Origin of the sequence: Pseudonocardia hydrocarbonoxydans (genome assembly GCF_006539565.1) — a bacterium.
Taxonomy (GTDB): domain Bacteria; phylum Actinomycetota; class Actinomycetes; order Mycobacteriales; family Pseudonocardiaceae; genus Pseudonocardia; species Pseudonocardia hydrocarbonoxydans.
Genome location: NZ_BJNG01000018.1, coordinates 25,266 through 49,372 on the forward strand (window position 1 = coordinate 25,266; position 24,107 = coordinate 49,372).

Sequence of the window (24,107 nt, forward strand, 5' to 3'; positions counted from 1 at the left end):
GGTCCGGTGCGCGCGTGCCGGGTGGACGTACACCCGGAACATCGCCGCCGCCCCACCGATCGTTAGCTGTGCGTCACCCGATCGTGTCAGTCCGTAGCCGCTCCCGCAGCTCCCGCTTGAGCACCTTCCCCGCCGCCGACACCGGGATCGCGTCCACCAGGTGCAGCTCGCGGAGCCGCTTGTACGGCGTGACCTGCGCGTTCACCGCTTCCCGCAGCGCGTCGGCGTCGGCCCCGGGGGCCACGACGAACGCCACCGGCAGCTCCCCGACCTCTGGGTCCGGCCGCCCGACCACCGCCGCGCCCGCCACCCCGGGCTGCGCGTGCAGCAGCTCCTCCAGGTCGCGCGGATAGACGTTGTAGCCCTTGTAGATCAACATGTCCTTCTTGCGGTCGACGATGGCGAGGTAGCCGTCCTCGTCGAGGACGCCGATGTCCCCGGTACGCAGCCAGCCGTCGACGAGGGTGGCCGCGTTCTCCTCGGGGCGGTCCTTGTAGCCGACCATCACCTGCGGACCCCGGATCACCACCTCGCCCGGCTCGCCCGCGGGCAGCGGGGCCAGGTCCTCGCCCGCCGGGTCGACGACCCGTACCTCGGTGTCGTACACCGGCAGCCCCACGGTGCCGACCTTCCGCACCGCCGACCGCGCGGCCGGGCCGATCGTGGCGCCCATCGTCACCTCGGTGAGGCCGTAGCCCTCGGCCACGACGACGTCCTCGCCGAAGCGGCGCTGCAACCCCTGGATCATCTCCACCGGCAGCGGCGCCGCGCCGGAGGTGAGCGTGCGGACGCTGGACAGGTCCCGGGTGGCGAGGTCGGGATGGCGCAGCAGCGCCGCGAAGATCGGCGGCGCCCCGCCCATCCCGGTGACGGCGAACCGTTCGGCGTCGGCGAGGTAGGCGGCGGGGTCGAAGCGCTCGTGCAGCACCGTCGTGGAACCGGTCAGGGTGGGGACGTTCAGCGCGCCGACCGTGCCCATCGCGTGGAACCACGGCGTCAGGTTGACGGCCACGCCGGCGCCCAGCCGCGTCGGGTACTCCTCCGGCGACCCGACCTGGTCGAGCACCACCCCGCCCGCGTCGTCCAGGGCCGGGACCGAGCCGGTGCCCCAGCAGGCGTACTGCAGGGTGTTGACGACGACGTTGCGGTGCGGCAGCTGCACGCCCTTGGAGCGCCCGGTGGTGCCGCCGGTGTAGGCGAGGTGGGCGAGGTCGCGGTGCACGTCGATCTCGACGGCCGGTGCGCCCGTCGGGGCGTCGGCGTGGAAGGCCTCGAAGTCCGCCATCCCGTCGACGGCCGTGCGGTGCGCCGGGTCCAGCGCCTGCTCCCGGTCGGTGACCAGCACCAGCCGGATCGCGGTGCGGTCGCGCACGGCGGCCAGCGCGGGCGCGGCCGGGCCCCAGGTCACCGCCGCGACGGCGCCGCAGTCGGTGAGCTGGGCGGCCAGGTCCGGCGGCGGGAGCAGCGGGTTGGTGGGGGAGAACGTGGCGCCGGAGAGCAGGATCCCGTAGTAGGCGATCGCGTACTGCGGGCAGTTGGGCAGGTGGACCGCGACGACGTCGCCGCGGCCGATCCCCGCCCCGCCCAGCGCGTTCGCGAAGGCGCAGGCGCGCTCGTACAGCGCCGTGAAGGACAGCTCGCGGCCGGCGAAGTGGATCGCGGTGCGGTCGCCGAAGCGCCGCGCGGAGCCGGCGAGCAGCGCACCGACCGGGACCTCCGGGTAGGTCAGCGTCGTCATCGGATGCTCACCGGCATCGACTTGATCCCGTTGATGAACATCGACTGCAGCCTCCTGGGCTCGGCGGTGGCGTGGATGTCGGGCACCCGGGTGAGCAGCTCGCGGAACATCACCGCCATCTCCCGGCGGGCGAGGTGCGCGCCGAGGCAGAAGTGCGGACCGGCGCCGCCGAACCCGACGTGCGGGTTGGGGGAGCGGCGGACGTCGAACGCGTCGGGGTCGCGGAAGTGCGCGGGGTCGCGGTTGGCGGCCCAGTAGAACAGCAGCACCTTGTCGCCCGCGGTCATCGGCTGGCCGCCCAGCACGGCGTCGACGGCGAGCGTGCGGCGCATGAAGATCACCGGCGACGCCCAGCGCACGATCTCCTCGACCGCGGTCGGGGTGACGCCGTCGAGGTCGTCGAGCCAGACGCGGCGCTGCTCGGGATGGTCGGTGAGCAGCTTGAGACCCCAGCTGACGGCGTTGCGGGTGGTCTCGTTGCCGGCCACCACCAGCAGGATGAAGAAGCTCGCCAGCTCGTCGGGGGTGAGCCGCTCGCCGTCGATCTCGGCGTTCACCAGTGCCGAGGTCACGTCGTCGGTGGGGTGTCGCTCGCGGTGGCGGCCCAGGTCGCGCATCAGCTCGGCCAGCTCGTTGCCGGCGTTGAGCAGCGCCACCAGGATGTTGTCGGCGTCCGGGACGTACTCCGGGTCGCTCGCCCCGAGGATCACGTTCGAGGTGCGGAACACGAAGTCGTACTGGCTCTCCGGCACGCCCATCATGTCGCAGACGATCTTCAGCGGGAGCCGGGCGGAGATGGCGCTCACGGCGTCGCACTCCCCGGCGTCGACCAGGTCGTCGACGATCCGTGTGGCCGTCGCCTGCACCTCGTCGGTGAGGCCGGCGAGGCGCTTCGGGGTGAACCCGCGCGAGACGATGCGGCGCAGCCGGGCGTGCCGCGGGTCGTCGGTGTTGATCATCGAGCCGTAGAACTCCAGGAACTCCGGCGGCATGTCGGCGACGTTCGTCGCGCCCGGCCCGGAGGTGAAGACCTTGGCGTTGCGGCTGGCCTCGACCAGGTCGTCGAGGCGGGTCAGGGCCCAGTAGCCCGGGCCCTGCGGGAGGTAGGCGAACTCCGGCTCGGCGAAGAACGGCACCGGCTCCCGCTCCCGCAGCGCGGCGAACGCCGCCGCCCGCTCGTCGATCGGCGCCGTCCAGAACCGTTCGATGTCGGACAGGTCCGGGCGGGTGGCCCAGGTCGTGCTCGGCGGCATCGCCGGCCTCCTCGGAGTGGTTCGGATCACCCCACCCTAGTTACCAGGGGGTAGCACTCAAGGGTCCGCGCGGGCCGGGTCCGGGCCCGCAGGGGCCAGCCTCCCGACGCACGCGTGACGCGAGTCGGTCACGCCGACACCCGCGGGGCGAGCAGCCCGCGGGCGTAGGCGATGCCGACGGCCTCGGTGCGGCTGCCCGCGCCCAGCTTCGCCATCACCCGGGACAGGTGCACGCTCACGGTCTTCTCGCTGATGAACAGCGCCGCGCCGATCTGCCGGTTGGTGTGGCCCTGCGCCACCTGCTCCAGCACCGACCGCTCCCGCGGGGTGAGGACGTCGGGCGCCGGGGCGGCTCCTTCCCGTGCCACGCCCGCGCGGGCGGCGAGCGCGTCGACGGCCGCCAGCAGCGGGGCGGCCCGCAGCGCGGCGGCGGTGCGCCGGGCGGAGTGCAGGTCGTCGGCCACGTCGGAGCCATGGTGCCCGGTGGCGAGCCGGGCTTCGGTGCGGCGCAGCGCGGCGTGGGCGCCGCGGTAGCCCAGGCCCGCGGGCTCGTAGGCGAACGCGTCGACCACGGCGTCCCACGCCGACGGGTCGGGCCCGGTCAGCCGGGTGAGCTCGGCCCGCGCGCGGAGCAGCCAGGCGTGCCCCTCGGGCCCCATCTCCGCCCCGCGGGGCAGCCCGCGCAGCGCCGTCTCCTCCGCGTGGGCGAGCATCCGTCCGGCGTCGCGCAGCGCGTCGGCGGCGTCGGCCCCCGCGGCGACGCGGTCGGCGTGGGCGGCGATCCCGAGCGCCGCGAGCGCGATCCCGCCGAACGCGTACCCCTCGATCGCGTCGAGCGCGGCCTGCGCGGCGAGCGAGCGCGCCACGGCGTCGTCGGCCCGGCCCTGCCAGAGCGCGGCCTCGGTGGCGGCCGTGCCCAGGTACACCGCGGCCTGCACGCCCTCCACGAGGTGGCCACCGAGCTCGGCGTAGCGGCGCTCGACCACCTCGAACCGCCCGCGGGCGGCCGCCACGAGCAACCCGGCCGCGACCAGACGGGCCGACACCGACGCGGGGACCGCCGCCCCTGCGAGGTCGGCGGCGGTCTCGGCGGCGTCCCAGTCGCCCCCGAGGAACCGGGCGATCACGTGGGCGACCCGGACGTCGAGCCCCGGCATGCTCCAGCGCAGGCCGGTGACGGCGGCGCGCTCCTCCCCGGCGGCCAGCTCGGCGGCGGCGTCGGCGAACCGGCACTCCTCCAGCAGCGAGAACCCGACGCCGGAGTAGGTGCGCAGCTCCGCGCCGAGATCACCCGCGCGACGGGCCAGCGAGCGGGCGGTGGCCAGCCGTGCCCGCGCCTGCTGCGGCCGCCCGGAGTAGGCCTCGCAGCCCGCCGTGGTGACGAGCGCGTCGGCCGCGGCGGCATGGGCGAAGCGGTCGGCGTCGGGCAGGGCGCCCGCGGTGCGCACGGCCAGCTCGGCCTCGCGCACGGCGTCGGGGAACTCGTCGACGCGGTAGTGGGCCCTGGCCAGCACCGCGTGGCACCAGGCGAGGTGACCCGAGGGTGCGCGCGTCGCGAACACCGCCATCGCCTGTTCGGCGGCGTCGCGGGCGGCGCGCAGGTCGCCGTCGAGCTCCAGCAGGCGCAGCGCGTACTTCAGGCGCAGCGTCGCGGTGAGCACGGGGTCGGCCCGGAGCTCGGCGAGCTCCAGCGCGCGCCTGCCGAGCGCGCTGCCGCGTTCGGGGTCGCCCGTGGCGCTGGCGGCCCACGCCGCCAGGCCGGTGAGCTCGTACTCCGGCGCACCGGCGACCGCCTCGGCGTCCTCGACCGCGGGCCACAGCTCCAGCGCGCGTTCGGCGTGCACGAGCAGCTCGGCGGGGGCCTCCTGCTCGTCGGCCTCGCGGGCGGCACCCTCCGAGGCGGCGAGTGCGGTGGGCAGGTCGTGGGCGGCCAGGGCGTGGTGGGCCAGCAGCGCGGCGCGGCCCGGTTCGTCGGGTGCGGCCGGGTCGGCGAGCAGCGCGGCGAACGCGGCGTGCAGGCGGCTGCGCTCCCCGGGCAGCAGGTCGTGGTGGATGGCCTCGCGCAGCAGGGCGTGCCGGAAGACGTAACCGCCGCCCGCGTGCTCGTCGGCGACCAGGACGTGGTGGTGCACGGCCTCCCGCAGCCCCAGCTCCAGCTCGTCGACCCCGAGCCCGGCCACCGCGGCCAGCTGGTCGTGCCGGACCCGGCGCCCGGCCACCGAGGCCACCCGCAGCAGCCGCTGCGTCGTGGGGCCCAGGCTCTCGACCCTCCCGAGCAGCACCTCGACGAGGCTGTGCGGCAGGCCGTCGGAGCAGGCCGAGACCAGTTCCTCGGCGAAGAACGCGTTGCCCTCGCTGCGGCGGGCGACGCCGTGCAGCAGCTGCGGGGTGAGCGCACCGTCGGCGAGCAGGCGGACCAGTGCCAGCGCGTCGGCGTCGCCGAGGGGCTCCAGCTCCACCCGCTCGACGGCCGGCAGCCGCACGAGCTCGGCGAGCACGGGCCGCAGCGGGTGGCGGCGGTGCAGGTCGTCGGAGCGGTAGGTGGCCAGCACGACCAGGCGTTGCGCGTCGAGCCGGGAGAGCAGGAAGACGACGAGGTCGCGGCTGGACCGGTCGGCCCAGTGCAGGTCCTCGAGGACGACGAGCGCGGGCCGTTCGGCGGTGAGCCCGTCGAGCACCGACAGCACGGCGTCGAACACCCGGAGCTGGCCCAGGGAGCGGTCGGACTCCGGCTCGGCCCGCGGTGGACCGCCGGGCTGCAGGTGCCGCAGGGACCCGTGCGCGGCGACCAGCTCGGGCGGCTCCGCCGCGAGGGCGCCGACGATCTCGGTGAACGGGAGGTAGGGCAGCGCGGCCTCGGCGGTGTCGAGGCAGCGCCCGGTGAGCACGGCGAAACCCGCCGCACCGGCCCGTGCCACCGCCTCGGCCACCAGCCGGGACTTCCCGACGCCCGCGTCGCCGGAGAGCAGCACCCCCGTCGGCGAGCCCGCGGCGGCGCGGTCGAGCGCGGCGACCAGCGCGGCGACCTCGCGCCGGCGCCCGACCAGCTCGATGCCCGCCCCGATCCGCGCCACGCCGGTCATCGTGACACGGCGTACCGACGGTTCGGGTCCGTGTTCGCGGCGGGGGTGGGGGCGGCACCGGGTGGCGCGGGCGGCCGCTCCGCGCGGCGGGCCCGGCGTGCGGCCCTGGCGAGGCGGCCGAGCCGGAACCGCTCGGCCTCCGCGACGAGCTCGCGGTGCCGGAGGTCGGCGACGAGGGGCAGGTCCGGGATGTCGAAGAACATGGCACGAGCCTCGTGCTGAGGCCCGGACCCGGGCATCGGGCGATCACGTCGTGTCCGCCCGCCCGGGCAGGGGGTCGCGGGTAAGGCCCCGGGCCCGGCCCTTACCCGCGGTCCCGCCACCCGGCGTCGGCGGCGGCGTTCGCGCGCGTTCCCAGGTCTCGCGCGCCCCCGGGGCCGCGCGGGACCCGGCTGTGCGCGCGGGACCCGGCTGTGCGCGCGGGACCCGGCGGGGGCGCGGGGCCAACGGCCCCGGCGCGGGCTACTCCGGCGCCGGGAGCAGGCCCCGCTGGTAGGCCCGCAGCAGCCGTCGCGGCACGCGGTACTCCCGCCCGTCGATCCGCACCGGCACCAGGTCGGGCGCGGTCGCCTTCCACTGCGCCCGGCGGCTGCGGGTGTTGGACCGGGACATCCGGCGCTTGGGGACGGCCATCAGTGCTCCTCCTCGGAACGGTGCTCGGGGCCCGCCACCGCGTCGGCGGCAGGAGAACAGGGGTCGGTGTGCCACCAGCCGAAGGGGTCGGGCAGCTCCCGCCACGCGTCCTCGCCCGCCGCCAGCTCGAGATCGGTCAGCAGGGCCTCGCGCAGGACGGCGTCGATCTCGTCGGGGTCGGCGGCGTGGGAGAGGACGACGAGCTCCTGGGCCCGGTCCCCGAAGCGCGGGTGCCAGCCCAGCGCGGCGATGGCCCGCCGCTCGTCCGACGCCGCCTCCCACACCTCGGGGCCCGCACCGTCGAGCCAGTCGCCCGCGTGCCCGACCTTCAGCCCGCCGCCCGCCGACTCCAGCCACAGCACCGCGTCCGGACGGGTGGCGAGCCAGATCCGGCCCCGGGTGCGGACGACGCCGTCGAGCAGCACGTCGAGCGCGTCGTGCAGCCGCTCGGGATGGAACGGACGGCGCGCGGAGAACAGCACCAGCCGCACGCCGCAGTCGCCGTCGAGCGGGGGAGTGCCGCGCAGCAGGGCGGCGTGCACGTCGTCGGGGCGCCCGCGCCGGGCCGCGCCCGGGGCGAACACCCGCTCGTCCAGCTCCCGGATCCGCACGCGCGGGGCGGCGGGGGCGAGCCGGGCCAGCACGGCGTCGAGGCGGGCAAGCTCCCAGGCGTCGGCCGTGTCGACGGGCACGATCAGGTCGGCGAACTCCGCCTGGGCGACGGCCACCTGCGCCACGGTCCGCTCGTCGTCCGGCAGGTCGGAGAGCCCGCGCTCGGGGAGTGCGGCCTCGCCGGTGGCGTCGTCGAACCACGTCGCCGTGTCGACGACGGTCACGACGCCCCGCAGGTCCACCGCGTCGACGACGGGCGCGCCGTCGACGAGCACGTGCAGCAGCGACCAGCAGACGTGTTCGGGCTCGAGCGCGGCGTCGAGGTGCAGCACGATCCGCGCGGGCCCGTCCGGCCCGGCCAGTGCGACGAGCTGCGGCAGCAGGTCCTCGCGCATCGTGCAGGACACACAGCCGTGGGCCAGTTCGACGGTGGTGGTGACGTCGTCGTCACGGGTGCGCAACCGGCGTCGCACGACGCCGCGGCCGACGTCGCGCAGGTCGTGGTGCAGCACCGCGACGGACGGGTCGAGGGCACGGATGCGGGTGACGACGGCCTCGACGCCGGGCGGGGTGAGCCCGGAGAGCACGAGGAGCTCGGGGCGGGACACGGGACCTCCAGGGGTGGGGTACCGTCCACCGTAGATGAAAACGAATGTCGTTACGCAGGGAGGTGGGCGATGGTCCGCAGCAACGAGCTCCGGCCGATCGTGAAGATGCGCTCGACGGCCGGCACCGGCACCACGTACGTCACGCGGAAGAACCGGCGCAACGACCCGGACCGGATGACGCTGCGCAAGTACGACCCGGTGGTCCGCCGCCACGTCGAGTTCCGGGAGGAGCGCTGATGGCCCGCCCCGAGCGGACGCCGCGGAAGAAGGCCAACCCGCTGCACGCGAAGAAGATCACCCACGTGGACTGGAAGGACACGAACCTGCTCCGCCAGTTCGTCTCCGACCGCGGCAAGATCCGCGCCCGCCGCGTCACCGGGCTGACCCCGCAGCAGCAGCGGCAGGTGGCCACGGCCATCCGCAACGCCCGCGAGATGGCGCTGCTGCCCTACCCGCGTCCCGGGAGGGCGTGATGTCGCGCCGCTGCGAGCTGACGGGCCGCGAGCCCGGTTTCGGCAGGAACGTGTCCCACTCCCACCGCCGCACGAGCCGACGGTGGGACCCCAACATCCAGGTGAAGCGCTACCGGTTCGAGGGCCGCACGGTGCGGCTGCGCCTGTCCACCGACGCGATCCGGACGATCGACCGGATCGGTATCGACGCGGCGGTGGCCCGCATCCGGGCCCGCGGAGGGAAGGTCTGATGGCCAAGACGAGCAAGATCGTGAAGAACGAGCGTCGCAAGGCGATCGTCGCGAAGCACGCGCAGCGGCGGGCGGAGCTCAAGGCGGTGATCGCCCGGCCCACGACGCCCGAGGACGAGCGCGCCGCCGCGGTCCGCGAGCTCAACCGCCAGCCGCGCGACGCGAGCGCCACCCGCGTCCGCAACCGCGACGCCGCCGACGGCCGACCGCGCGGCTACCTGCGCAAGTTCGGGGTGTCCCGGGTCAAGCTGCGCGACCTCGCGCACGCCGGCTACCTGCCCGGGGTGCACAAGTCGAGCTGGTGACGGGAGGCGATTTCGGGCCGCCGCGGGAGGTGTGTAGCATCTTCAACGGCCGCGGGGAGTGACCGTCCGCAGGCCCGTGCCGCCCCTTTAGCTCAGTCGGCAGAGCGTCTCCATGGTAAGGAGAAGGTCTACGGTTCGATTCCGTAAAGGGGCTCGGTGAGGCGGCGTGAGCAGCCTCGCATAGCGGTGTAGCTCAGCTGGTAGAGCAAGCGGCTCATAATCGCTGTGTCGCCGGTTCAAGTCCGGCCACCGCTACCAGTTCGACTCAGTGACAGACAAGCATGGAGGCACCCGCGATGGGTAAGGCCACGGACGTCCGGCCGAAGATCACGCTGGCGTGCGAGCAGTGCAAGCACCGCAACTACATCACGAAGAAGAACCGGCGCAACGACCCCGATCGCCTCGCGATCAAGAAGTTCTGCGCCAACTGCGGCACGCACCGCGAGCACCGCGAGACCCGCTGACGGTGCCCGACGCCTCGTTCGTCGGCATGGCACTGGCGCCCTCGGCGCCGTACCTCGTCGGCCGGGAGAAGATCAGGGAATTCGCCCTCGCCATCGGCGAGGGCGCTTCCGTGTGTACCGACGTCGACGCGGCCCGGGCCGCGGGCCATCCCGACGTCGTCGCGCCGCCCACCTTCGCCGTCACGTTCACGATGCCGCTGATCGAGGGCTTCCTGCGCGACCCGGCGTTCGGCTGGGACTACTCGCGGATGGTCCACGGCGACCAGTCGATCGTGCTGCACCGCCCCATCCACGGCGGTGACGAGCTGGTCACCGTGATCCACGTCGAGGAGCTGAGCACCCGCGGCGGCAGCCACCTGCTGACGCTGCGCTGCGAGGTCGCCGACTCCGGCGGGTCCCCCGTCGCCACGACGAAGGCCCTGCTGGTGACGGCCGCATGAGCGTCGAGAAGGGCCCCGTCGAGAAGGGCACCGAGCTGCCCCCGCTGGAGCTGCGCGTCACCCGGGCCGACCTGGTCCGCTACGCCGGCGCCTCCGGCGACCTCAACCCGATCCACTGGAGCGACCGCGTCGCCACCGGGGTCGGCCTGCCGGGCGTCATCGCCCACGGGATGCTGACGATGGCGCTCGCCGGCCGGTTCGTCACCGACTGGGCGGGCGACCCGACCGCGGTCCGCAGCTTCGGCGTCCGCTTCACCCGCCCGGTGGTCGTCCCAGACGACGACGAGGGGGCGCTGGTGGAGCTCTCCGGCAAGGTCACCGACGTCGCCGACGGCGTCGCGAAGGTCGCCGTCACCGCACGGTTCGACGGGAAGACGGTGCTCGGCCGGGCCGTCGCCGAGGTCGTCCTCCCCGCCTGAGCGCCCCGAGTTGCCCGCGTCCCCGCGCCGGGTCGATGCTGCCGGGCGTCAGCACCACCGACCGGAGGGAGCACGACGTGAAGTTCGGCAAGCTCGTGGACAAGGCGTGGGAGGACAAGAGCGCGGCGGAGATCCTCGCCGCGCCGCCGTCCGCGCTGGAGGGGCTCACCGAGAAGCACGACCAGGTCCTCGCGGGCCTGGGCATCAAGACCGTCGCCGACCTCGGCAACTGGAAGTACGCGCAGCGCGCGGCCGCGCTGGTCGCGCTCGGCCCGCTGGACAAGTAGGGCGGGCGGAACCGCTCCGTCGGGTGCCGTACACTCGTCGTGCTGGGTGCGTCGTCATGCGACGTACCTCTCCGCAGGCGGGCAGGTCTCCCGGCGGAGTGGTCTAGGGGTGTAGCTCAACTGGCAGAGCAGCGGTCTCCAAAACCGCAGGTTGCAGGTTCAAGTCCTGTCACCCCTGCACTGCGTACAGGAACGGAAGCAGCGGATCCGGCCGGCAGTCCCTGCCGGTCGACATCCGACGGTGAGCTGGAGGACGGGTCGTGACGGACGAGCGCGAGGCGAGCGGAGACGGGCGGGAACGCCCGGATTCCGCTGCCGACCGTCGGGGTCGACGAGCCGGCTCCACGCCGGCCGGCGACGGCGACAAGGGTCGGGCCACCGCGGTCCGGGACGGCCGTCCCGAGAAGGCATCGCTGCCGAGCAGGCTGATCCGGTTCCTGCGCGAGGTGATAGCCGAGCTGCGCAAGGTCATCTGGCCCACGCGCAAGCAGCTCATCACCTACACGATCGTCGTGCTGGTCTTCGTGTCCTTCATGGTCGCGTTCGTCGCACTGCTGGATCTGGTGTTCGCGCAGGGTGTCACGTACCTGTTCGGCACGTGACCCGGCACGACACGGAGAAGGAAGCGAGACGTACGTGAGTTCCCCAGACGGCGGCACACAGCTGTCCGACAGCCAGATCGAGGCCGACGAGGCCGCGCTCGACGCCACGGCCGAGGCCACTCCCGACGCTGATCTCCCCGAGCAGGCCGTGCAGGACGCCGACGTCGAGGCCGCCCACGGCGCCGACGCGGTCGGCGACGGCTACACCGACGACGCCGTCGACTCCGAGGGCACGCCCACCGCCGACGTCGCCGTTGACGAGGGCGTCGCCGGTGACGAGCCGGAGGCGGAGGTCGACCCGGTCGAGGAGATGCGTGCCGCCCTGCGCCGCGCCCCCGGCGACTGGTACGTCGTGCACTCCTACGCCGGCTACGAGAACAAGGTGAAGACCAACCTCGAGACGCGGGTGCAGACCCTCGACGTCGAGGACTACATCTTCCAGGTCGAGGTGCCCACCGAGGAGGTCACCGAGATCAAGAACGGCCAGCGCAAGCAGGTGCAGCGCAAGGTGCTGCCCGGCTACATCCTGGTCCGGATGGATCTCAACGACCAGTCGTGGGGCGCCGTGCGCAACACCCCCGGCGTCACCGGGTTCGTGGGCGCGACGAACAAGCCGTCGCCGCTGAGCCACGACGACGTCCTCAAGTTCCTGCTGCCCAAGGTCGAGCCGAAGCAGGCCGCCGCGGGTGGCAAGGCGGAGGCCGGCACGAGCACCGGTGCCAAGCCCACGGTGGAGGTCGACTTCGAGGTCGGCGAGTCCGTCACCGTCATGGACGGGCCGTTCGCCACGCTCCCGGCCACCATCAACGAGGTCAACGTCGACGCCCAGAAGCTCAAGGTGCTGGTGTCGATCTTCGGCCGCGAGACGCCCGTCGAGCTGGCATTCAGCCAGGTCTCCAAGATCTAGTACGAGGAACAGAGATGCCCCCCAAGAAGCGGAAGCTCTCCGCGATCATCAAGCTCCAGATCAAGGCCGGGGCCGCGACCCCGGCCCCGCCGGTCGGCCCCGCGCTCGGCCAGCACGGCGTCAACATCATGGAGTTCTGCAAGGCCTACAACGCGGCCACCGAGTCCCAGCGCGGCGACATCGTCCCCGTCGAGATCTCGGTGTTCGAGGACCGGTCGTTCACGTTCGCGCTGAAGACGCCGCCGGCCGCGCGCCTGCTGCTCAAGGCCGCGGGCGTCGACAAGGGCAGCGGCACGCCGCACACCACCAAGGTCGCCTCGGTGACCATGGACCAGGTGCGCCAGATCGCCCAGACCAAGATGGCCGACCTGAACTCCGACGACATCGAGCAGGCCGCGAAGATCATCGCCGGCACCGCGCGCTCGATGGGCATCACGATCAAGGGCTGACCAGCCCCCCTGCACGCGTGGGAGAGCCGGGCGCGGCTCGCACCACGACCTGAACGAGACCGAGGATTTCAGATGGCACAGCGCAGCAAGGCCTACCGCGAAGCCGCGGCGAAGATCGACAAGGACAACCTGTACACCCCGCTCCAGGCCGCCAACCTGGCCAAGGAGACGTCGAGCACGAAGATGGACGCCACCGTCGAGGTGGCCATGCGGCTGGGCGTCGACCCCCGCAAGGCCGACCAGATGGTCCGCGGCACCGTCAACCTGCCGCACGGCACCGGCAAGACCGCCCGCGTCATCGTGTTCGCCACCGGTGACAAGGCCGCCGAGGCCGAGGCCGCGGGCGCCGACGTCGTCGGCGCCGAGGACCTCATCGAGCGGATCCAGGGCGGCTGGCTCGACTTCGACGCCGCCATCGCCACCCCGGACCAGATGGCCAAGGTCGGCCGGATCGCCCGCATCCTCGGCCCGCGTGGCCTGATGCCGAACCCGAAGACCGGCACCGTGACGCCCGACGTCACCAAGGCCGTCAACGACATCAAGGGCGGAAAGATCAACTTCCGCGTCGACAAGCAGGCCAACCTGCACATGGTGATCGGCAAGGCCTCGTTCGACACCGCCAAGCTGGTGGAGAACTACGGCGCCGCGCTCGACGAGATCCTGCGCGCCAAGCCGAGCGCCGCCAAGGGCAAGTACATCAAGAAGATCACGGTGAGCACGACGACGGGCCCGGGCATCCCCGTCGACCCACTGCGCACCCGCAACCTCCTGGTGGACGAGCCCTCGGCCTGATCCCCGCACCACCCCGACACCCCGTCGCCCTCCCGGGCGGCGGGGTGTCGTCGTCGTCGCGCCCCCCGTTCCGGGCGGCCGGCGGCGGTCAGGACCAGTCGGCGAGCACCGCGTCGACGGACTCGGCCTCGCCCGCCGTGCCGGGGACGGTGGAGGGCGTGCGGGAGAAGCGGGGGGCGGGCGCGGCCTGCGGCACCCCGTCGGACTCGACGATCGTCGAGCGCGCGGCGATGTGCGGGTGCGCGGCGACCTCGCCGAACGCCAGCACCGGGGTGACGCAGGCGTCGGTGCTCTCGAACACCGCGGCCCACTCGTCGCGGGTGCGGCTCGCGAACGCCTCGGTGAACCGGGCGCGCAGCTCCGGCCACCGCTCGCGGTCGAACTGCGCGGGCAGCTCGGCGGGGTCGATGCCCAGGCCGGCGAGCAGCGCCGCGTAGAACTGCGGCTCCAGCGAGCCGACGGCCACGTGCCTACCGTCGGCGCAGGTGTAGGTGTCGTAGAAGGGCGCGTGGCCGTCGAGCAGGTTCGAGTCCGGCTCGTCGATCCAGAACTTCTGGGCCAGGAAGCCCCAGAACATCTGGCTCAGCAGCGACGCACCGTCGACCATCGCCGCGTCGACGACCTGCCCCTGCCCGGAGCGGCCGGCCTCCCACAGCGCCGACAGCACGCCGACGACCAGCAGCATCGAGCCACCGCCGAAGTCGCCGACCAGGTTCAGCGGCGGCACCGGCCGCTCCCCGGCCCGGCCGATCGCGTGCAGTGCGCCGGTCAGCGAGATGTAGTTGATGTCGTGCCCGGCGCGCGGGGCCATCGGGCCGTCCTGGCCCCAGCCGGTCATCCGGGCGTAGACCAGCTTCGGGTTGCGCGCGTGGCACTGCTCCGGACCGACGCCGAGCCGCTCGGTGACGCCGGGCCGGTAGCCCTCGATCAGCACGTCGGCCTTCTCGACGAGTCGCAGGACCGTCTCGACGCCCTCGGGCGACTTGAGGTCGGCCGCCACCCGGCGGCGCCCGCGCAGCGTGGGGTCGGGCGCGCTCGCGTCGCCGAGCTGCAGCCCGCCCGGCCGGTCGACGCGGACGACCTGGGCGCCCAGGTCGGCGAGGATCATCGCGGCGTGCGGGCCCGGTCCGATCCCGGCCAGCTCCACGACCTTGCATCCTGCCAGCGGTCCAGCCACGTACTGCCTCCTCGTCGACACCGTGTCGTCGCCGCGAGCGTAACGTCCGCGCGGTGCGCATCCTGATCACCGGCGGGGCCGGGTTCGTCGGCTCCCACATCGCGGACCGGCTCGTCGCCGACGGTCACGACGTGCTGCTGCTGGACGCCCTGCTGCCCCAGGCGCACGGCGACGGCCCGCCGCCGTGGACCGGTGACCACGAGCTCGTCGTCGGCGACGTCCGCGACGCCGACCTGCTCGCCCGCCTGCTGCCCGGCATCGACGCGGTGTGCCACCAGGCGGCGATGGTCGGCCACGGTGTCGACCCGTCCGACGCCCCCGACTACGCCGCCCACAACGACCTCGGCACCGCGGTGCTGCTGGCCGGGATGCACGCGGCAGGCGTCGCGCGCCTGGTGCTGGCCGGGTCGATGGTGGTCTACGGCGAGGGCCGCTACGACTGCCCGGAGCACGGTCGCGTCGCCCCCGGCGCCCGCTCGGTCGCCGACCTCGACGCCGGCCGGTACGAGCCGGCGTGCCCCGCCTGCGGGCGCGATCTGGTGCCCGGCCTGGTCGGTGAGGACGCCCCGCTCGACCCGCGCAGCACCTACGCCGCGACGAAGGCCGCCCAGGAGTTCCTGGCGTCGGCGTGGGCGCGGCAGACCGGCGGCACGGTGTGGTCGCTGCGCTACCACAACGTCTACGGCCCGCGGATGCCCCGCGACACCCCCTACGCCGGGGTGGCGTCGATCTTCCGGTCCGCGCTGGAGCGCGGCGAGGCCCCGCGGGTGCTGGAGGACGGCCGGCAGCGCCGCGACTTCGTCCACGTCACCGACGTGGCGGCGGCGAACGCGCTGGCGCTGGCGGTCCCGCCGCCCGCGCCCGGGCTGACGGCGCTCAACGTCTGCTCCGGGGAGCCGCACACGATCGGTGACCTGGCCGGCGAGCTCGCGGCCGTGACGGGCGGTCCGCAGCCCGTGGTGGTCGGCGGGGCCCGGCCCGGCGACGTCCGGCACGTGGTGGCCGACCCGGCACGGGCCCGGGAGCTGATCGGCTTCCGCGCCGCCACGTCCTTCGCCGACGGGGTGCGCGCCTTCGCCACGGACCCGCTGCGTGCCCCCTCCCGCACCTGACGTCACGCTCTCGTAAGGCCGAACGGCCGACAGAACGCCGCCCGGCGGCCGAAGATCAGGACGTGAACGGCTCCCCCCAGATCGTGCTGCCCTGCCTGGACGAGGCGCAGGCCCTGCCGTCGGTGCTCGCCGCCCTGCCCGCCGGCTGGCCCGTCCTGGTCGTCGACAACGGCTCCACCGACGGCACCGCGGACGTCGCCCGGTCGCTGGGCGCCACCGTCGTCGTCGAGCCCCGCCGCGGTTACGGGGCGGCGGTCCACGCCGGGCTGGTGGCGGCGCGGACCGAGCTGGTGGCCGTCCTCGACGGCGACGGGTCGCTCGACGCGGACGTCCTGCCCGCGATGGCCGCGACGGTCGCCGACGGCCGCGCCGACCTCGCCGTGGGACGGCGGGTGCCGGTGTCGGCCGGGGTGTGGCCCTGGCACGCCCGCGCCGGCAACCTGGTGATCGCCGCCCTGCTGCGCCGTCGGGGCGTCCCGGTCCACGACATCGCGCCGATCCGGGTGGCCCGTCGGCAGGCGCTGCTCGACCTCGCGGTGGCCGACCGCGCGTTCGGCTACCCGCTGGAGCTGCTGCTGCGGGCGGGAGCGGCGGGGTGGCGGATCGCCGAGTCCCCGGTGGCGTACCGGGCCCGCGCGGGCGGGCGGTCGAAGGTGTCCGGTTCGGTGCGCGGCACCGTGCGGGCCGCGCGGGACATGGCCGGGCGGCTCCGGTGAGCGGCGTGACCCTCGTCGTGCTCGCCAAGGCCCCCGAGCCCGGCCGCGTCAAGACCCGCCTGTGCCCGCCGGTGACCCCGGGACAGGCCGCGGACCTGGCCGCCGCCGCGCTGCTCGACACCCTCGACGCCGCGCGTGCCGTCCCCGGCGCGACGGTGCTCGTCGCGCTCACCGGCGACCTGGGCCCGGCGGCCCGGTCCGGCGAGCTGGCGGCCGCGCTGCGCGGGACCGTCGTCGTCGCCCAGCGCGGCGACGGGCTGGGTGAGCGCATCGCCGCGGCGCACGCCGACGCGGCCGCGCGGGCGCCGGGCCTGCCGTCCCTGCAGGTGGGCATGGACACCCCCCAGCTCGACGGCCCGCTGCTTGCCGCTGCGGCCGCGCGGCTGCACCGGGAGGGCGGGCCGGACGCCGTCCTCGGCCCGGCGTCCGACGGCGGGTGGTGGGCGCTGGGCCTGCGCGACCCCCGGCACGCCGCGCTCGTCGCCGGGGTGCCGACCTCGCGCGCCGACACCGGCGAGCGCACCCTCCACGCGCTGCGCGCCGGCGGGCTGCGCGTGGAGCTGCTCGCCGAGCTGCGCGACGTCGACACCGCGGCCGACGCCGTCGCCGTGGCCGCCGCGGCGCCGCACTCCCGCCTCGCGGCGGCCGTGGCCGCGCTGCCGTCCCTGAACACGGTCGTGCGGTGCTGACCGTCGTCCCCGGGTTCGACGCGGCACTGTCCGGGTCGACCGCCCGGCTGCGACGCAGCGACGGCGTCGAGGTCGAGCTGGCCGTCGCCCGCTGGCACGACCCCGCCTCCGAGGGCGACGGGTGGCTGCTCGACCGGTGTTCCGGCGCCGTGATCGACCTGGGCTGCGGCCCGGGCCGGCTCGTGGAGGCCCTGCTGGGTCGCCGCCTGCCGGCGCTGGGCGTGGACGCCTCGGCGGCCGCCGAGGCGCTGTGCCGTCGTCGCCGGGCACCGATGGTGCGCCGCGACGTGTTCGCGCCGCAGCCCGCCGAGGGCTGCTGGGACCACGTCCTGCTCGCCGACGGCAACATCGGCATCGGGGGCGACCCGTTGCGGCTGCTCCGGCGGGCCGCGGCGCTGCTGGCGTCCGGCGGCACCGTGCTGGTGGAGACCGACCCCGACCCCGGGATGTGGTGGCGGGGCAGCGTGCAGGTGTGCACCGCGGACGCCGACGGCGCCGCGGTGCCGTGGGCGTGCGCCGGGGCGGACGCGCTGACCCGGCTCGCACCACGGGCCGGGCTGGTGCGGACCGGCGGGCTCGCCGGTCCGCGCAGCTTCGTCGAGCTCAGGCGGAGCTGACGCCCGCGGTCCGGGCGGCCGGGGGCAACGTCAGGGTGAACCGGCAGCCGGGCCCGTGGTTGGCCACGTCCAGCGCGCCGCCGTGCGCCTCGGCCAGGGCCCTGGCGATCGCCAGCCCCAGGCCGGCCCCCGAGTCGGGGCCGGGGGTACGGGCGGGGGTGCCGCGGTAGCCGACGTCGAAGACCCGCTCGAGATCGGCCCCGTCGATGCCACCGCAGCCGTCCTGCACGTGCAGCCACGCCGCCCCGTCGCGGACGCCTGCGGTCAGCCGCACCTCCCCGCCGGGCCGGGTGTGGCGCAGCGCGTTGGACAGCAGGTTGCGCACCACCCGGGTCAGCTCGGTGTCGCTGCCCAGCACCGTGGGCCAGTCCTCGGGGTCCTCCGCGACGACGTCCACGTCGGCGCGCCCGGAGGCCGTCTCGGCGGCGACGGCGTCGGAGACCACCTCGCCGAGCGCCACCGGCGCGACGTCCAGGCGCAGGGTGGGGGAGGTGGCCCGGGAGAGCTGGAACAGGTCCTCCACCATCGCCGCCATCCGCACGGTCTCCCGCCGGATCCGGGCCAGGTACTCGGCGACCTCGGCCGGCTCGCGCACCACGCCGTCGGCCAGCGCGTCGGTCATGCCGCGGATCCCGGCCAGCGGGGAGCGCAGGTCGTGGCTCATCCCGCTGACCAGCGAGCGCCGCGCCTCCTCCGCGCGCCGCTCCGACTCCCGCATCTCCCGGGCCCACAGGGCGTCGCGGGCGAAGCCGCGGCCCAGCAGCATCGCGGCGGGCACCGTCACCACGGCGACGACGCCGACCACCGCGACGGTCCCCACGAGCTGCGGGGTGTACATGAACCCGCTGACCGCGACCACCCCGGCGAGGGCGGCGGCCAGCGGCACGACGCCCAGCGCCGTCATCGCCGCGGTCATCGAGCGGCGGCGCAGCCGGTGCAGCACGAGGCCGCCGAGCGCGGCGACGGGCAGCGCGAACAGCAGCGCCAGCGGCGCCGCACGGGTCAGCTCCGCGATCACGCGGCACCGTCGTAGCGGTACCCGGTGCCCCAGATCGTCGCGATCCGGCGCGGCTGCGTCGGATCGGCCTCGATCTTCTCCCGCAGCCGCCGCACGTGGACGGTGACCGTGGAGTGGTCGCCGAAGTCCCAGCCCCACACCTGCGCGAGCAGCTCGGCCCGGGTGAACGCGCGGCCGGGCCGGGCGAGGAGGAAGGCCAGCAGGTCGAACTCGCGGGTGGTCAGGGCCAGCTCGACGGCGCCGAGGAATGCGCGCCGGGCCGCCGGTTCGACGCGCAGGTCGCCGTCCACCAGCGGGGCGTCGGGTCCGTCGACGGGGGCGGTCCGGCGCAGCACGGAGCCGACCCGCAGGACCAGCTCGCGGGGGCTGAACGGCTTGGTGACGTAGTCGTCGGCGCCCAGCTCCAGACCCAGCACCCGGTCGTCCTCCTCGCCGAGCGCGGTGAGCATGACGATCGCGGCGTTCGTGCGCCGCGCCCGCAGTGCCCGACAGACCTCCAGGCCGGACAGGCCGGGCAGCATCAGGTCGAGCACCACCACGTCGGGCTCCCCGCGCACGGCCGCCTCCAGCCCGGACGGGCCGTCGCCGGCGAGCTCGACGCGGTGCCCGGCGTCGCCGAGGTAGCGGGCGACGACGTCGCGGACGGTGGCGTCGTCCTCGACGACCAGCACATGGGCGTTCACGAGGTCAGGGTAGGCGCGGCCCCGCCCCCCGACGGCCGTCGTCACCGTTCGGTAAGGCGGCCTCACGGAACGATGACCGATCGGCCGGATCGGGGACGCCGGGCCGCCCCCGTTCCTAGGGTCGTGATCATGTCGCCGAACGAGCCCGAGTACGGGTTCCCCGCCACGCTGTGGCGGGCCGTGGAACGCCGTCGCCCACCCCTGCCGCGCTTCCGCAGCTCCGTGCGCGGGCCGCGGTTCACCGCCTGGCTGGGCCTGGTGCTGCTGGTCGGGATGCCGGTCGTGATCGTCACCGGGCTGCTGTCCTACGTCGCGTACGGGTCGGCGCCCATCCCCGGCGACGTCGGCTTCCTGCGCCCGCCGGCGTTCGACTGGCCCACCTCCCCGGCCTGGCTCTACCGCGTCAACCAGGGCACCCACGTCCTGCTCGGGCTGGTGCTGGTGCCGGTGGTGCTCGCGAAGCTGTGGTCGGTGGTGCCGAAGCTGGTGGCCTGGCCGCCCGCACGCTCGCTCACCGACGCCCTGGAGCGCGGCACCGTGCTGCTGCTCGTCGGCAGCCTGCTCTTCGAGATCGTCACCGGCGTGCTGAACATCCAGTACGACTACGTGTTCGGGTTCAGCTTCTACGCCGCGCACTACGTGGGGGCGTGGGTGTTCATCGGGGCGTTCGTCGCGCACGTCGTGCTCAAGCTGCCGCACATGGTGGCCGGCCTGCGCCGCCGGGAGGACCCGCCCGACCACGACCTGGTCGCCGACGACCCGCTGCCGCCCACGATCAGCCGCCGCGGCGCGCTCACCCTCGTCGGTGGGGGAGCGGCGCTGGTCGGGTTGCTGTCGGTGGGCCAGGTGCTCGACGGCCCGCTGCGCGGCACCGCCGTCCTGCTGCCCCGGGGGCGCACCACCGCGGCGGGCGACGGCGGCCCCAACGACTTCCCGGTGAACCGCACGTTCGTCTCGACAGGGATCGCGGCGGCGGCCACCGGCGCGGCCTGGCGGCTGGACGTGGGCGGCATCCGCCTCGACCGGGCCGCCCTGCTCGCCATGGACCTGCACACCGCGGACCTGCCGATCTCCTGCGTCGAGGGGTGGTCGACCCAGCAGACGTGGACGGGCGTGCGGCTGCGTGACCTGGCCGCGCTGGCCGGGGTGCCCGAGCCGACGTCGGCGGTGGTGCGGTCGCTGGAGACCGGGCCGTTCGCGCAGGCGGAGCTGCACGAGGGGCAGGTGCTGCACCCGGACTCGTTGCTCGCGCTGCGCGTCAACGGGGCGGACCTCTCGCCCGACCACGGGTTCCCCGCCCGGCTGATCGTCCCGGCGATACCGGGTGTCCGCTGCACCAAGTGGGTGCGGTCCGTCGAGTTCCGGAGCGTCTGACGTGCGGTTCGTGCGCCCTGTGGTCCTGCTCGGCTGCGTCGCCCTGGCCGGCTACGCGGCCACGATCGTCGCCGGTGACCCGTCGTGGGTGCGGATGGCGGTGTGGTTCCTCGCCGGCGTCGTCGTGCACGACGCGCTGCTGCTGCCGCTCTACGCCGGCGCCGACCGTGCGCTCGTGGCGCTCGCACCACGCACCCGCGTGCCGGTGGTCAACCACGTCCGCGCCCCCGCGCTCGGGGCCGGGCTGACGCTGCTGCTGTTCCTGCCCGGGATCGTCCGCCAGGGCGAGGGCGCGGTGATCGGGGCGACCGGGCTGGACCAGTCCCCGTTCCTGGGCCGCTGGCTGCTGCTGGTCGCGACGCTGTTCGCGGTCTCCGCCGCGGTCTACGGCCTGCGGGTGCTCGCCGGTCTCACCAGACCGTCACTCACCAGACCGTCAACAGCAGGTGGTTCACGGCCAGCGTGAACGCCGCCTGCGCCGCCAGCCACGGCCGGACCCGGGGGAGCAGCGCACACGGGATCACCAGCCACACGCCGAACGGCAGCCAGATCCGTTCCACCTCGGCCTTCGACAGGCCGGACAGGTCCGCCGCCAGCAGGGCGGCGAGCCCGCCGGCGGCCAGTAGCAGCGCCCCCAGCGGCAGCGCCCGCGGCGACGCGGCGGCCCGCCGGATCCCGGCCAGGACGGCAGGCCCGACGGCGAACGCGACGGCCGCGAGGTTGGCCCACACGAAGTAGGCGTAGGGCCGGGTGGCCGCGACGCTGGCGGCGTAGATCACCCGGGTGCGCTCCAGCCCGGTGAACCACCAGAACCCGGCCAGGGTGAACGCCAGCACCACCAGCCCGACGCCCAGCGCCGCGAACCCGACCGCGCGCCACCGCCGGGTGGCGGCCACGACCGCGAGCGCCACGAGCCCGCCGAGCACGAGCCCGTAGGACTGGTACAGCGCCCAGCCCAGCAGCACCCCGCCCGCGAGCGCGGCGCCGTCGGCCCGCCCGCCGTGCCCCGTGGCGCCGACGGCCAGCAGCGCGACGCCCCAGGCGAGCACCGCGGCGAACATGCCGTCCGCGGACACCCCGACCCAGACCGCGCCGGGGAACAGCACGGCGAACGGCAGCACCCGGCGGGCCAGGTCCTCCCCGGACAGGGCGCGCACGGCCACCGCGACGGCGATCCCGGCCGAGGCCCCGATCAGCACGGTCACGACCCCGGCCGCGCCGCCGTCGCCCAGGCCGAGCCGGTCGAGCACGACGTAGAACAGGAACACCCCGGGCGGGTGGGCGCCGACGTGCGTCGTCCAGTGGACCGGCTGGTCGGTGAGGATGAACTGGTCGAAGGTGCGCAGCACGGCGCCGATGTCGGTCACCCGCGGCACGTCGTGCAGGTACTCCTGGTCGCTGGAGAGGCGCTCGACCACGCCACGCGTCCAGCCGTCGACGAGCGCGAGCCCGAGGGTCCACACGGCGGACGCGGCGTACCCGGCTGCCAGCAGCGGGCGCCACCCCGCCCGTTCCGCGAGCTCGGGGCCGCGGGCCACGACGAGCACCGCGACGGCGACCGCGACCGGCGTGCCGGGCCCGACGTGCGGCAGCCAGACCGCCAGCAGGGGAGGCCAGCCGAGGAAGAGGTCGACCCCGTCCGCCAGCAGGGCTCGGCCGACGAGCGCCGCGGCGCCGACGAGTGCCACCCCGGCCGCCACGGCGAGCAGGTCGGCGGTGGTGCCGGAACGGGTGCGGAGCGAGGGGGGAGCCACCGGCCCACGGTAGGGATGATCACCCGGGCCGGGCCTTACCGTCCGGTGACGCTCTCAGGCGACGGCCACCGGGTCGGGCCGGACGCCCGCGTCGAGGTGATCGAGGGTGTTCCAGGCCGTCGCGAGCCGGTCCAGCGCCTCGTCGACACGATCCGGGCGCAGCGTCCAGGGCAGGCGGAGGTACCGCTCGAACGCGCCGTCGATGCCGAACCGCGGGCCCGCGGCGAGCAGCACGTCGTGGCGCCGGGCGGCCACCGTCAGCCGGCTGGACACCGGATCGCCCAGGTCGATCCAGAAGCTCAGCCCGCCCGTGGGTGCCGAGGGCCGCCAGGCCGGGAACCGCGTGGCGAGCGCGGCCCGCAGGCCGTCGCGTGCGGTGACCAGCGCGGCACGCCGCCCGGCCGTCACCGCGGGCAGGTCGTGCACCAACCGGGCGGTGAGCAGCTGTTCGAGCGCGGGGCTGCCGAGGTCGACGGCCGCGCGCAGGGCGGCCAGGCGGCGCACGGTCGGCGCGGTCCCGCGGATCCAGCCCACCCGAAGCCCGCCCCAGAACACCTTGCTCGCGGACCCGAGGGTCAGTACCCCCGCCGCCTCGGCCGCCCCGAACGACGCCGCGGGCGGCGGGACGGGACCGTCGAGCCACAGCTCCGACAGCGTCTCGTCGAGCACGAGCGGGGTGCCGGTGCGCCGGGCGAGCTCCACCAGCCGGGCCCGGCCCCCGGGGTCGAGGACGGCACCGGTCGGGTTCTGGAAGTCCGGGATCACGTAGGCCAGGCGCGGGGCGGCGTCCCGCAGCGCCGCGGCCACGAGGTCCAGGTCCCAGCCGTCCGACAGCGGCAGCCCGACCGGCCGTGCGCCGCGGGCGGTGATGGCCTCCAGCGCGTTGGGGTAGGTGGGCTGCTCGACGAGGACGCGGTCGCCCGGCCCGGTGAACCCGGCGAGTGCCAGGGCGATCGCCTGCTGCGCCCCGGCCGTCACCAGCACCTGGTCGGGGTTCGTGGGCAGGCCGCGCTCGGTGTAGCGGCGGGCGACCGCGGCGCGCAGTTCCGGCAGGCCGAGCAGGTCGTAGCCGTGGCCGCCGAGCAGCCCGTCGAGGTCGTGCAGCGCGCCGGCGGCGGCCGCCCGCAGCTCCTCGGACGGGGCCGGCAGCGCGGCGTGCGCGAGGTCGAACAGCGCGCGGTCGCCGTGCGGGGAGAACGGGGACGGGGCGACCGTCCCGGCCCGGTCGGCGGGCAGGCGGGTCCAGCTGCCCGAGCCGCGCCTGCTGTGCAGCACGGCGGCGTCGCGCAGCGCGTCGTAGGCGGCCGCGACCGTCGTGCGGCTGACGCCCAGCGCGCCCGCCAGCTCGCGCTCGGCGGGCACGCGGGTCTGCAGCGGCAGGCGCCCGTCGAGGACGAGGAGGCGGACGCGGTCGGCGAGCGCGCCGGCCAGGCCGCGGCCGTCGGGCGGGCGCCAGTCACCGAGTAGCCGGGCGAAGCTGCGCGCACCGATCCGGCGGTCCAGGGCCTCCACGGGTCCACCTTCCCGGAATTGGCCCTCGATGCCAAGGCCAATCAGGGTGAGGGTGGACGCATGGAGATCTGGGTGTACGCGGTGCTCGTCCTCATCGCCCTCGCGGCCCCCCGCTACGGCGCCGACAGCCGGTGGTCACGGCCCGGCGAGGCCCCGCGGC

At 75.2% G+C, this 24,107-nt stretch carries 29 protein-coding genes and 3 tRNA genes; 21 read left to right on the forward strand and 11 right to left on the reverse strand.

Annotated features, from left to right (window positions below):
- Nucleotides 1-73: 73 nt before the first annotated feature.
- From PHY01_RS12625 to mrf, 6 genes are all read right to left on the reverse strand, one after another.
- Nucleotides 74-1,738, reverse strand: coding sequence for a class I adenylate-forming enzyme family protein (locus tag PHY01_RS12625; RefSeq protein WP_141278804.1), 1,665 nt, complete (start codon nucleotides 1,736-1,738; stop codon nucleotides 74-76).
- Nucleotides 1,735-2,991, reverse strand: a complete 1,257-nt coding sequence (locus PHY01_RS12630) for a cytochrome P450 (protein ID WP_141278805.1) — start codon at nucleotides 2,989-2,991, stop codon at nucleotides 1,735-1,737. The genes PHY01_RS12625 and PHY01_RS12630 overlap by 4 nt, the downstream gene beginning before the upstream one ends.
- A 128-nt stretch (nucleotides 2,992-3,119) precedes the next feature.
- Nucleotides 3,120-6,074, reverse strand: a complete 2,955-nt coding sequence (locus tag PHY01_RS12635; RefSeq protein WP_141278806.1) for a helix-turn-helix transcriptional regulator — start codon at nucleotides 6,072-6,074, stop codon at nucleotides 3,120-3,122.
- Nucleotides 6,071-6,277: a hypothetical protein gene (locus tag PHY01_RS12640; protein WP_141278807.1), complete on the reverse strand. Its 207-nt coding sequence runs from the start codon at nucleotides 6,275-6,277 to the stop codon at nucleotides 6,071-6,073. Before PHY01_RS12640 ends, PHY01_RS12635 begins: the two co-directional genes overlap by 4 nt.
- A gap of 259 nt (nucleotides 6,278-6,536) precedes the next feature.
- Entirely contained in the window at nucleotides 6,537-6,707 is a 171-nt protein-coding gene (gene rpmF, locus PHY01_RS12645) for a 50S ribosomal protein L32 (protein WP_141278808.1), read from the reverse strand.
- Nucleotides 6,707-7,927 (reverse strand): ribosome hibernation factor-recruiting GTPase MRF, encoded by a 1,221-nt coding sequence (gene mrf, locus PHY01_RS12650; protein WP_141278809.1) that lies wholly within the window; start codon nucleotides 7,925-7,927, stop codon nucleotides 6,707-6,709. The genes rpmF and mrf overlap by 1 nt, the downstream gene beginning before the upstream one ends.
- Nucleotides 7,928-7,996: 69 nt before the next feature.
- Here mrf and rpmG (PHY01_RS12655) point away from each other — a divergent pair, with 69 nt between their 5' ends.
- The 15 genes from rpmG (PHY01_RS12655) (at nucleotide 7,997) to rplA (ending at nucleotide 13,295) form a co-directional block, all read left to right on the forward strand.
- Complete coding sequence (gene rpmG / locus PHY01_RS12655) at nucleotides 7,997-8,164, forward strand: 50S ribosomal protein L33 (protein WP_141278810.1); 168 nt, start codon at nucleotides 7,997-7,999, stop codon at nucleotides 8,162-8,164.
- On the forward strand, nucleotides 8,164-8,400 hold the full coding sequence (rpsR, locus tag PHY01_RS12660) for a 30S ribosomal protein S18 (RefSeq protein ID WP_141278811.1): 237 nt from the start codon (nucleotides 8,164-8,166) through the stop codon (nucleotides 8,398-8,400). Before rpmG (PHY01_RS12655) ends, rpsR begins: the two co-directional genes overlap by 1 nt.
- Nucleotides 8,400-8,630: a 50S ribosomal protein L28 gene (rpmB, locus tag PHY01_RS12665; RefSeq protein WP_141278812.1), complete on the forward strand. Its 231-nt coding sequence runs from the start codon at nucleotides 8,400-8,402 to the stop codon at nucleotides 8,628-8,630. The genes rpsR and rpmB overlap by 1 nt, the downstream gene beginning before the upstream one ends.
- Nucleotides 8,630-8,935: a 30S ribosomal protein S14 gene (gene rpsN / locus PHY01_RS12670; protein WP_141278813.1), complete on the forward strand. Its 306-nt coding sequence runs from the start codon at nucleotides 8,630-8,632 to the stop codon at nucleotides 8,933-8,935. Before rpmB ends, rpsN begins: the two co-directional genes overlap by 1 nt.
- Nucleotides 8,936-9,016: 81 nt before the next feature.
- A tRNA-Thr gene (locus PHY01_RS12675) sits at nucleotides 9,017-9,089 on the forward strand.
- A 28-nt stretch (nucleotides 9,090-9,117) separates the two neighbouring features.
- Nucleotides 9,118-9,193, forward strand: a tRNA-Met gene (locus PHY01_RS12680).
- 38 nt (nucleotides 9,194-9,231) lie between these two features.
- Nucleotides 9,232-9,399, forward strand: a complete 168-nt coding sequence (rpmG, locus tag PHY01_RS12685; protein WP_141278814.1) for a 50S ribosomal protein L33 — start codon at nucleotides 9,232-9,234, stop codon at nucleotides 9,397-9,399.
- 26 nt (nucleotides 9,400-9,425) lie between these two features.
- Nucleotides 9,426-9,839: an FAS1-like dehydratase domain-containing protein gene (locus tag PHY01_RS12690; protein WP_370467343.1), complete on the forward strand. Its 414-nt coding sequence runs from the start codon at nucleotides 9,426-9,428 to the stop codon at nucleotides 9,837-9,839.
- The gene (locus PHY01_RS12695) at nucleotides 9,836-10,258 is read left to right on the forward strand and encodes a MaoC family dehydratase (RefSeq protein ID WP_141278816.1); all 423 of its coding nucleotides are present in this window, start codon (nucleotides 9,836-9,838) and stop codon (nucleotides 10,256-10,258) included. Before PHY01_RS12690 ends, PHY01_RS12695 begins: the two co-directional genes overlap by 4 nt.
- A 77-nt stretch (nucleotides 10,259-10,335) precedes the next feature.
- Nucleotides 10,336-10,545, forward strand: a complete 210-nt coding sequence (locus PHY01_RS12700; RefSeq protein WP_246085866.1) for a hypothetical protein — start codon at nucleotides 10,336-10,338, stop codon at nucleotides 10,543-10,545.
- Nucleotides 10,546-10,650: 105 nt separating this feature from the next.
- Nucleotides 10,651-10,723 (forward strand) — tRNA-Trp (locus PHY01_RS12705).
- Nucleotides 10,724-10,805: 82 nt separating this feature from the next.
- A complete protein-coding gene (gene secE / locus PHY01_RS12710) occupies nucleotides 10,806-11,147 on the forward strand; it encodes a preprotein translocase subunit SecE (protein WP_141278818.1) in 342 nt (113 codons plus the stop codon).
- A gap of 34 nt (nucleotides 11,148-11,181) precedes the next feature.
- A complete protein-coding gene (gene nusG, locus PHY01_RS12715; RefSeq protein WP_141278819.1) occupies nucleotides 11,182-12,054 on the forward strand; it encodes a transcription termination/antitermination protein NusG in 873 nt (290 codons plus the stop codon).
- 14 nt (nucleotides 12,055-12,068) lie between these two features.
- On the forward strand, nucleotides 12,069-12,503 hold the full coding sequence (gene rplK, locus PHY01_RS12720; RefSeq protein ID WP_141278820.1) for a 50S ribosomal protein L11: 435 nt from the start codon (nucleotides 12,069-12,071) through the stop codon (nucleotides 12,501-12,503).
- A 72-nt stretch (nucleotides 12,504-12,575) separates the two neighbouring features.
- Nucleotides 12,576-13,295 carry a 50S ribosomal protein L1 gene (gene rplA, locus PHY01_RS12725; protein WP_141278821.1) on the forward strand — a complete coding sequence of 240 codons (720 nt, stop codon included), beginning with the start codon at nucleotides 12,576-12,578 and terminating at the stop codon, nucleotides 13,293-13,295.
- A gap of 88 nt (nucleotides 13,296-13,383) precedes the next feature.
- On the opposite strand, the gene PHY01_RS12730 is transcribed toward rplA, so the two are convergent.
- The gene (locus PHY01_RS12730) at nucleotides 13,384-14,472 is read right to left on the reverse strand and encodes a CaiB/BaiF CoA transferase family protein (RefSeq protein ID WP_141278822.1); all 1,089 of its coding nucleotides are present in this window, start codon (nucleotides 14,470-14,472) and stop codon (nucleotides 13,384-13,386) included.
- A 53-nt stretch (nucleotides 14,473-14,525) separates the two neighbouring features.
- Between PHY01_RS12730 and PHY01_RS12735 the strand changes: the two genes are divergently transcribed.
- The 4 genes from PHY01_RS12735 to PHY01_RS12750 all read left to right on the forward strand — a co-directional run bounded on the left by PHY01_RS12735 (nucleotide 14,526) and on the right by PHY01_RS12750 (nucleotide 17,606).
- Nucleotides 14,526-15,584, forward strand: a complete 1,059-nt coding sequence (locus PHY01_RS12735) for an NAD-dependent epimerase/dehydratase family protein (RefSeq protein WP_141278823.1) — start codon at nucleotides 14,526-14,528, stop codon at nucleotides 15,582-15,584.
- A gap of 62 nt (nucleotides 15,585-15,646) precedes the next feature.
- Nucleotides 15,647-16,300 carry a glycosyltransferase family 2 protein gene (locus PHY01_RS12740; RefSeq protein ID WP_141278824.1) on the forward strand — a complete coding sequence of 218 codons (654 nt, stop codon included), beginning with the start codon at nucleotides 15,647-15,649 and terminating at the stop codon, nucleotides 16,298-16,300.
- A 5-nt stretch (nucleotides 16,301-16,305) separates the two neighbouring features.
- Nucleotides 16,306-16,989: a TIGR04282 family arsenosugar biosynthesis glycosyltransferase gene (locus tag PHY01_RS12745; protein WP_174824111.1), complete on the forward strand. Its 684-nt coding sequence runs from the start codon at nucleotides 16,306-16,308 to the stop codon at nucleotides 16,987-16,989.
- Complete coding sequence (locus tag PHY01_RS12750) at nucleotides 16,983-17,606, forward strand: methyltransferase domain-containing protein (RefSeq protein WP_141278826.1); 624 nt, start codon at nucleotides 16,983-16,985, stop codon at nucleotides 17,604-17,606. Before PHY01_RS12745 ends, PHY01_RS12750 begins: the two co-directional genes overlap by 7 nt.
- On the opposite strand, the gene PHY01_RS12755 is transcribed toward PHY01_RS12750, so the two are convergent.
- Together PHY01_RS12755 and PHY01_RS12760 are read right to left on the reverse strand one after the other, a co-directional pair.
- Nucleotides 17,593-18,624: a sensor histidine kinase gene (locus PHY01_RS12755; RefSeq protein WP_141278827.1), complete on the reverse strand. Its 1,032-nt coding sequence runs from the start codon at nucleotides 18,622-18,624 to the stop codon at nucleotides 17,593-17,595. The two genes, PHY01_RS12750 and PHY01_RS12755, sit on opposite strands and share 14 nt — an antisense overlap.
- Nucleotides 18,621-19,307 carry a response regulator transcription factor gene (locus PHY01_RS12760; RefSeq protein WP_141278828.1) on the reverse strand — a complete coding sequence of 229 codons (687 nt, stop codon included), beginning with the start codon at nucleotides 19,305-19,307 and terminating at the stop codon, nucleotides 18,621-18,623. Before PHY01_RS12760 ends, PHY01_RS12755 begins: the two co-directional genes overlap by 4 nt.
- A gap of 129 nt (nucleotides 19,308-19,436) precedes the next feature.
- On the opposite strand from PHY01_RS12760, the gene PHY01_RS12765 reads away from it, so the two are divergent.
- Together PHY01_RS12765 and PHY01_RS12770 are read left to right on the forward strand one after the other, a co-directional pair.
- Nucleotides 19,437-20,681 carry a molybdopterin-dependent oxidoreductase gene (locus PHY01_RS12765; protein WP_141278829.1) on the forward strand — a complete coding sequence of 415 codons (1,245 nt, stop codon included), beginning with the start codon at nucleotides 19,437-19,439 and terminating at the stop codon, nucleotides 20,679-20,681.
- A 10-nt stretch (nucleotides 20,682-20,691) separates the two neighbouring features.
- Complete coding sequence (locus tag PHY01_RS12770) at nucleotides 20,692-21,147, forward strand: hypothetical protein (RefSeq protein ID WP_174824112.1); 456 nt, start codon at nucleotides 20,692-20,694, stop codon at nucleotides 21,145-21,147.
- On the opposite strand, the gene PHY01_RS12775 is transcribed toward PHY01_RS12770, so the two are convergent.
- A complete protein-coding gene (locus PHY01_RS12775) occupies nucleotides 21,107-22,435 on the reverse strand; it encodes a hypothetical protein (protein ID WP_141278830.1) in 1,329 nt (442 codons plus the stop codon). The two genes, PHY01_RS12770 and PHY01_RS12775, sit on opposite strands and share 41 nt — an antisense overlap.
- Before the next feature lie 54 nt (nucleotides 22,436-22,489).
- A complete protein-coding gene (yczR, locus tag PHY01_RS12780) occupies nucleotides 22,490-23,947 on the reverse strand; it encodes a MocR-like transcription factor YczR (protein ID WP_246085867.1) in 1,458 nt (485 codons plus the stop codon).
- Nucleotides 23,948-24,107 lie beyond the last annotated feature (160 nt).

What these genes read in the sequence shown, in the direction of transcription:
- PHY01_RS12630 (WP_141278805.1), bottom strand. Translation starts at nt 2,991, where the DNA reads ATGCCGCCGAGCACGACCTGGGCCACCCGCCCGGACCTGTCCGACATC.
- PHY01_RS12635 (WP_141278806.1), bottom strand. Translation starts at nt 6,074, where the DNA reads ATGACCGGCGTGGCGCGGATCGGGGCGGGCATCGAGCTGGTCGGGCGC.
- rplA (WP_141278821.1), top strand. Translation starts at nt 12,576, where the DNA reads ATGGCACAGCGCAGCAAGGCCTACCGCGAAGCCGCGGCGAAGATCGAC.
- PHY01_RS12640 (WP_141278807.1), bottom strand. Translation starts at nt 6,277, where the DNA reads ATGTTCTTCGACATCCCGGACCTGCCCCTCGTCGCCGACCTCCGGCAC.
- rpmF (WP_141278808.1), bottom strand. Translation starts at nt 6,707, where the DNA reads ATGGCCGTCCCCAAGCGCCGGATGTCCCGGTCCAACACCCGCAGCCGC.
- rpmG (WP_141278810.1), top strand. Translation starts at nt 7,997, where the DNA reads ATGGTCCGCAGCAACGAGCTCCGGCCGATCGTGAAGATGCGCTCGACG.
- PHY01_RS12765 (WP_141278829.1), top strand. Translation starts at nt 19,437, where the DNA reads ATGTCGCCGAACGAGCCCGAGTACGGGTTCCCCGCCACGCTGTGGCGG.
- PHY01_RS12695 (WP_141278816.1), top strand. Translation starts at nt 9,836, where the DNA reads ATGAGCGTCGAGAAGGGCCCCGTCGAGAAGGGCACCGAGCTGCCCCCG.
- rpmG (WP_141278814.1), top strand. Translation starts at nt 9,232, where the DNA reads ATGGGTAAGGCCACGGACGTCCGGCCGAAGATCACGCTGGCGTGCGAG.
- rpsN (WP_141278813.1), top strand. Translation starts at nt 8,630, where the DNA reads ATGGCCAAGACGAGCAAGATCGTGAAGAACGAGCGTCGCAAGGCGATC.
- rplK (WP_141278820.1), top strand. Translation starts at nt 12,069, where the DNA reads ATGCCCCCCAAGAAGCGGAAGCTCTCCGCGATCATCAAGCTCCAGATC.
- PHY01_RS12690 (WP_370467343.1), top strand. Translation starts at nt 9,426, where the DNA reads ATGGCACTGGCGCCCTCGGCGCCGTACCTCGTCGGCCGGGAGAAGATC.
- PHY01_RS12625 (WP_141278804.1), bottom strand. Translation starts at nt 1,738, where the DNA reads ATGACGACGCTGACCTACCCGGAGGTCCCGGTCGGTGCGCTGCTCGCC.
- rpsR (WP_141278811.1), top strand. Translation starts at nt 8,164, where the DNA reads ATGGCCCGCCCCGAGCGGACGCCGCGGAAGAAGGCCAACCCGCTGCAC.
- rpmB (WP_141278812.1), top strand. Translation starts at nt 8,400, where the DNA reads ATGTCGCGCCGCTGCGAGCTGACGGGCCGCGAGCCCGGTTTCGGCAGG.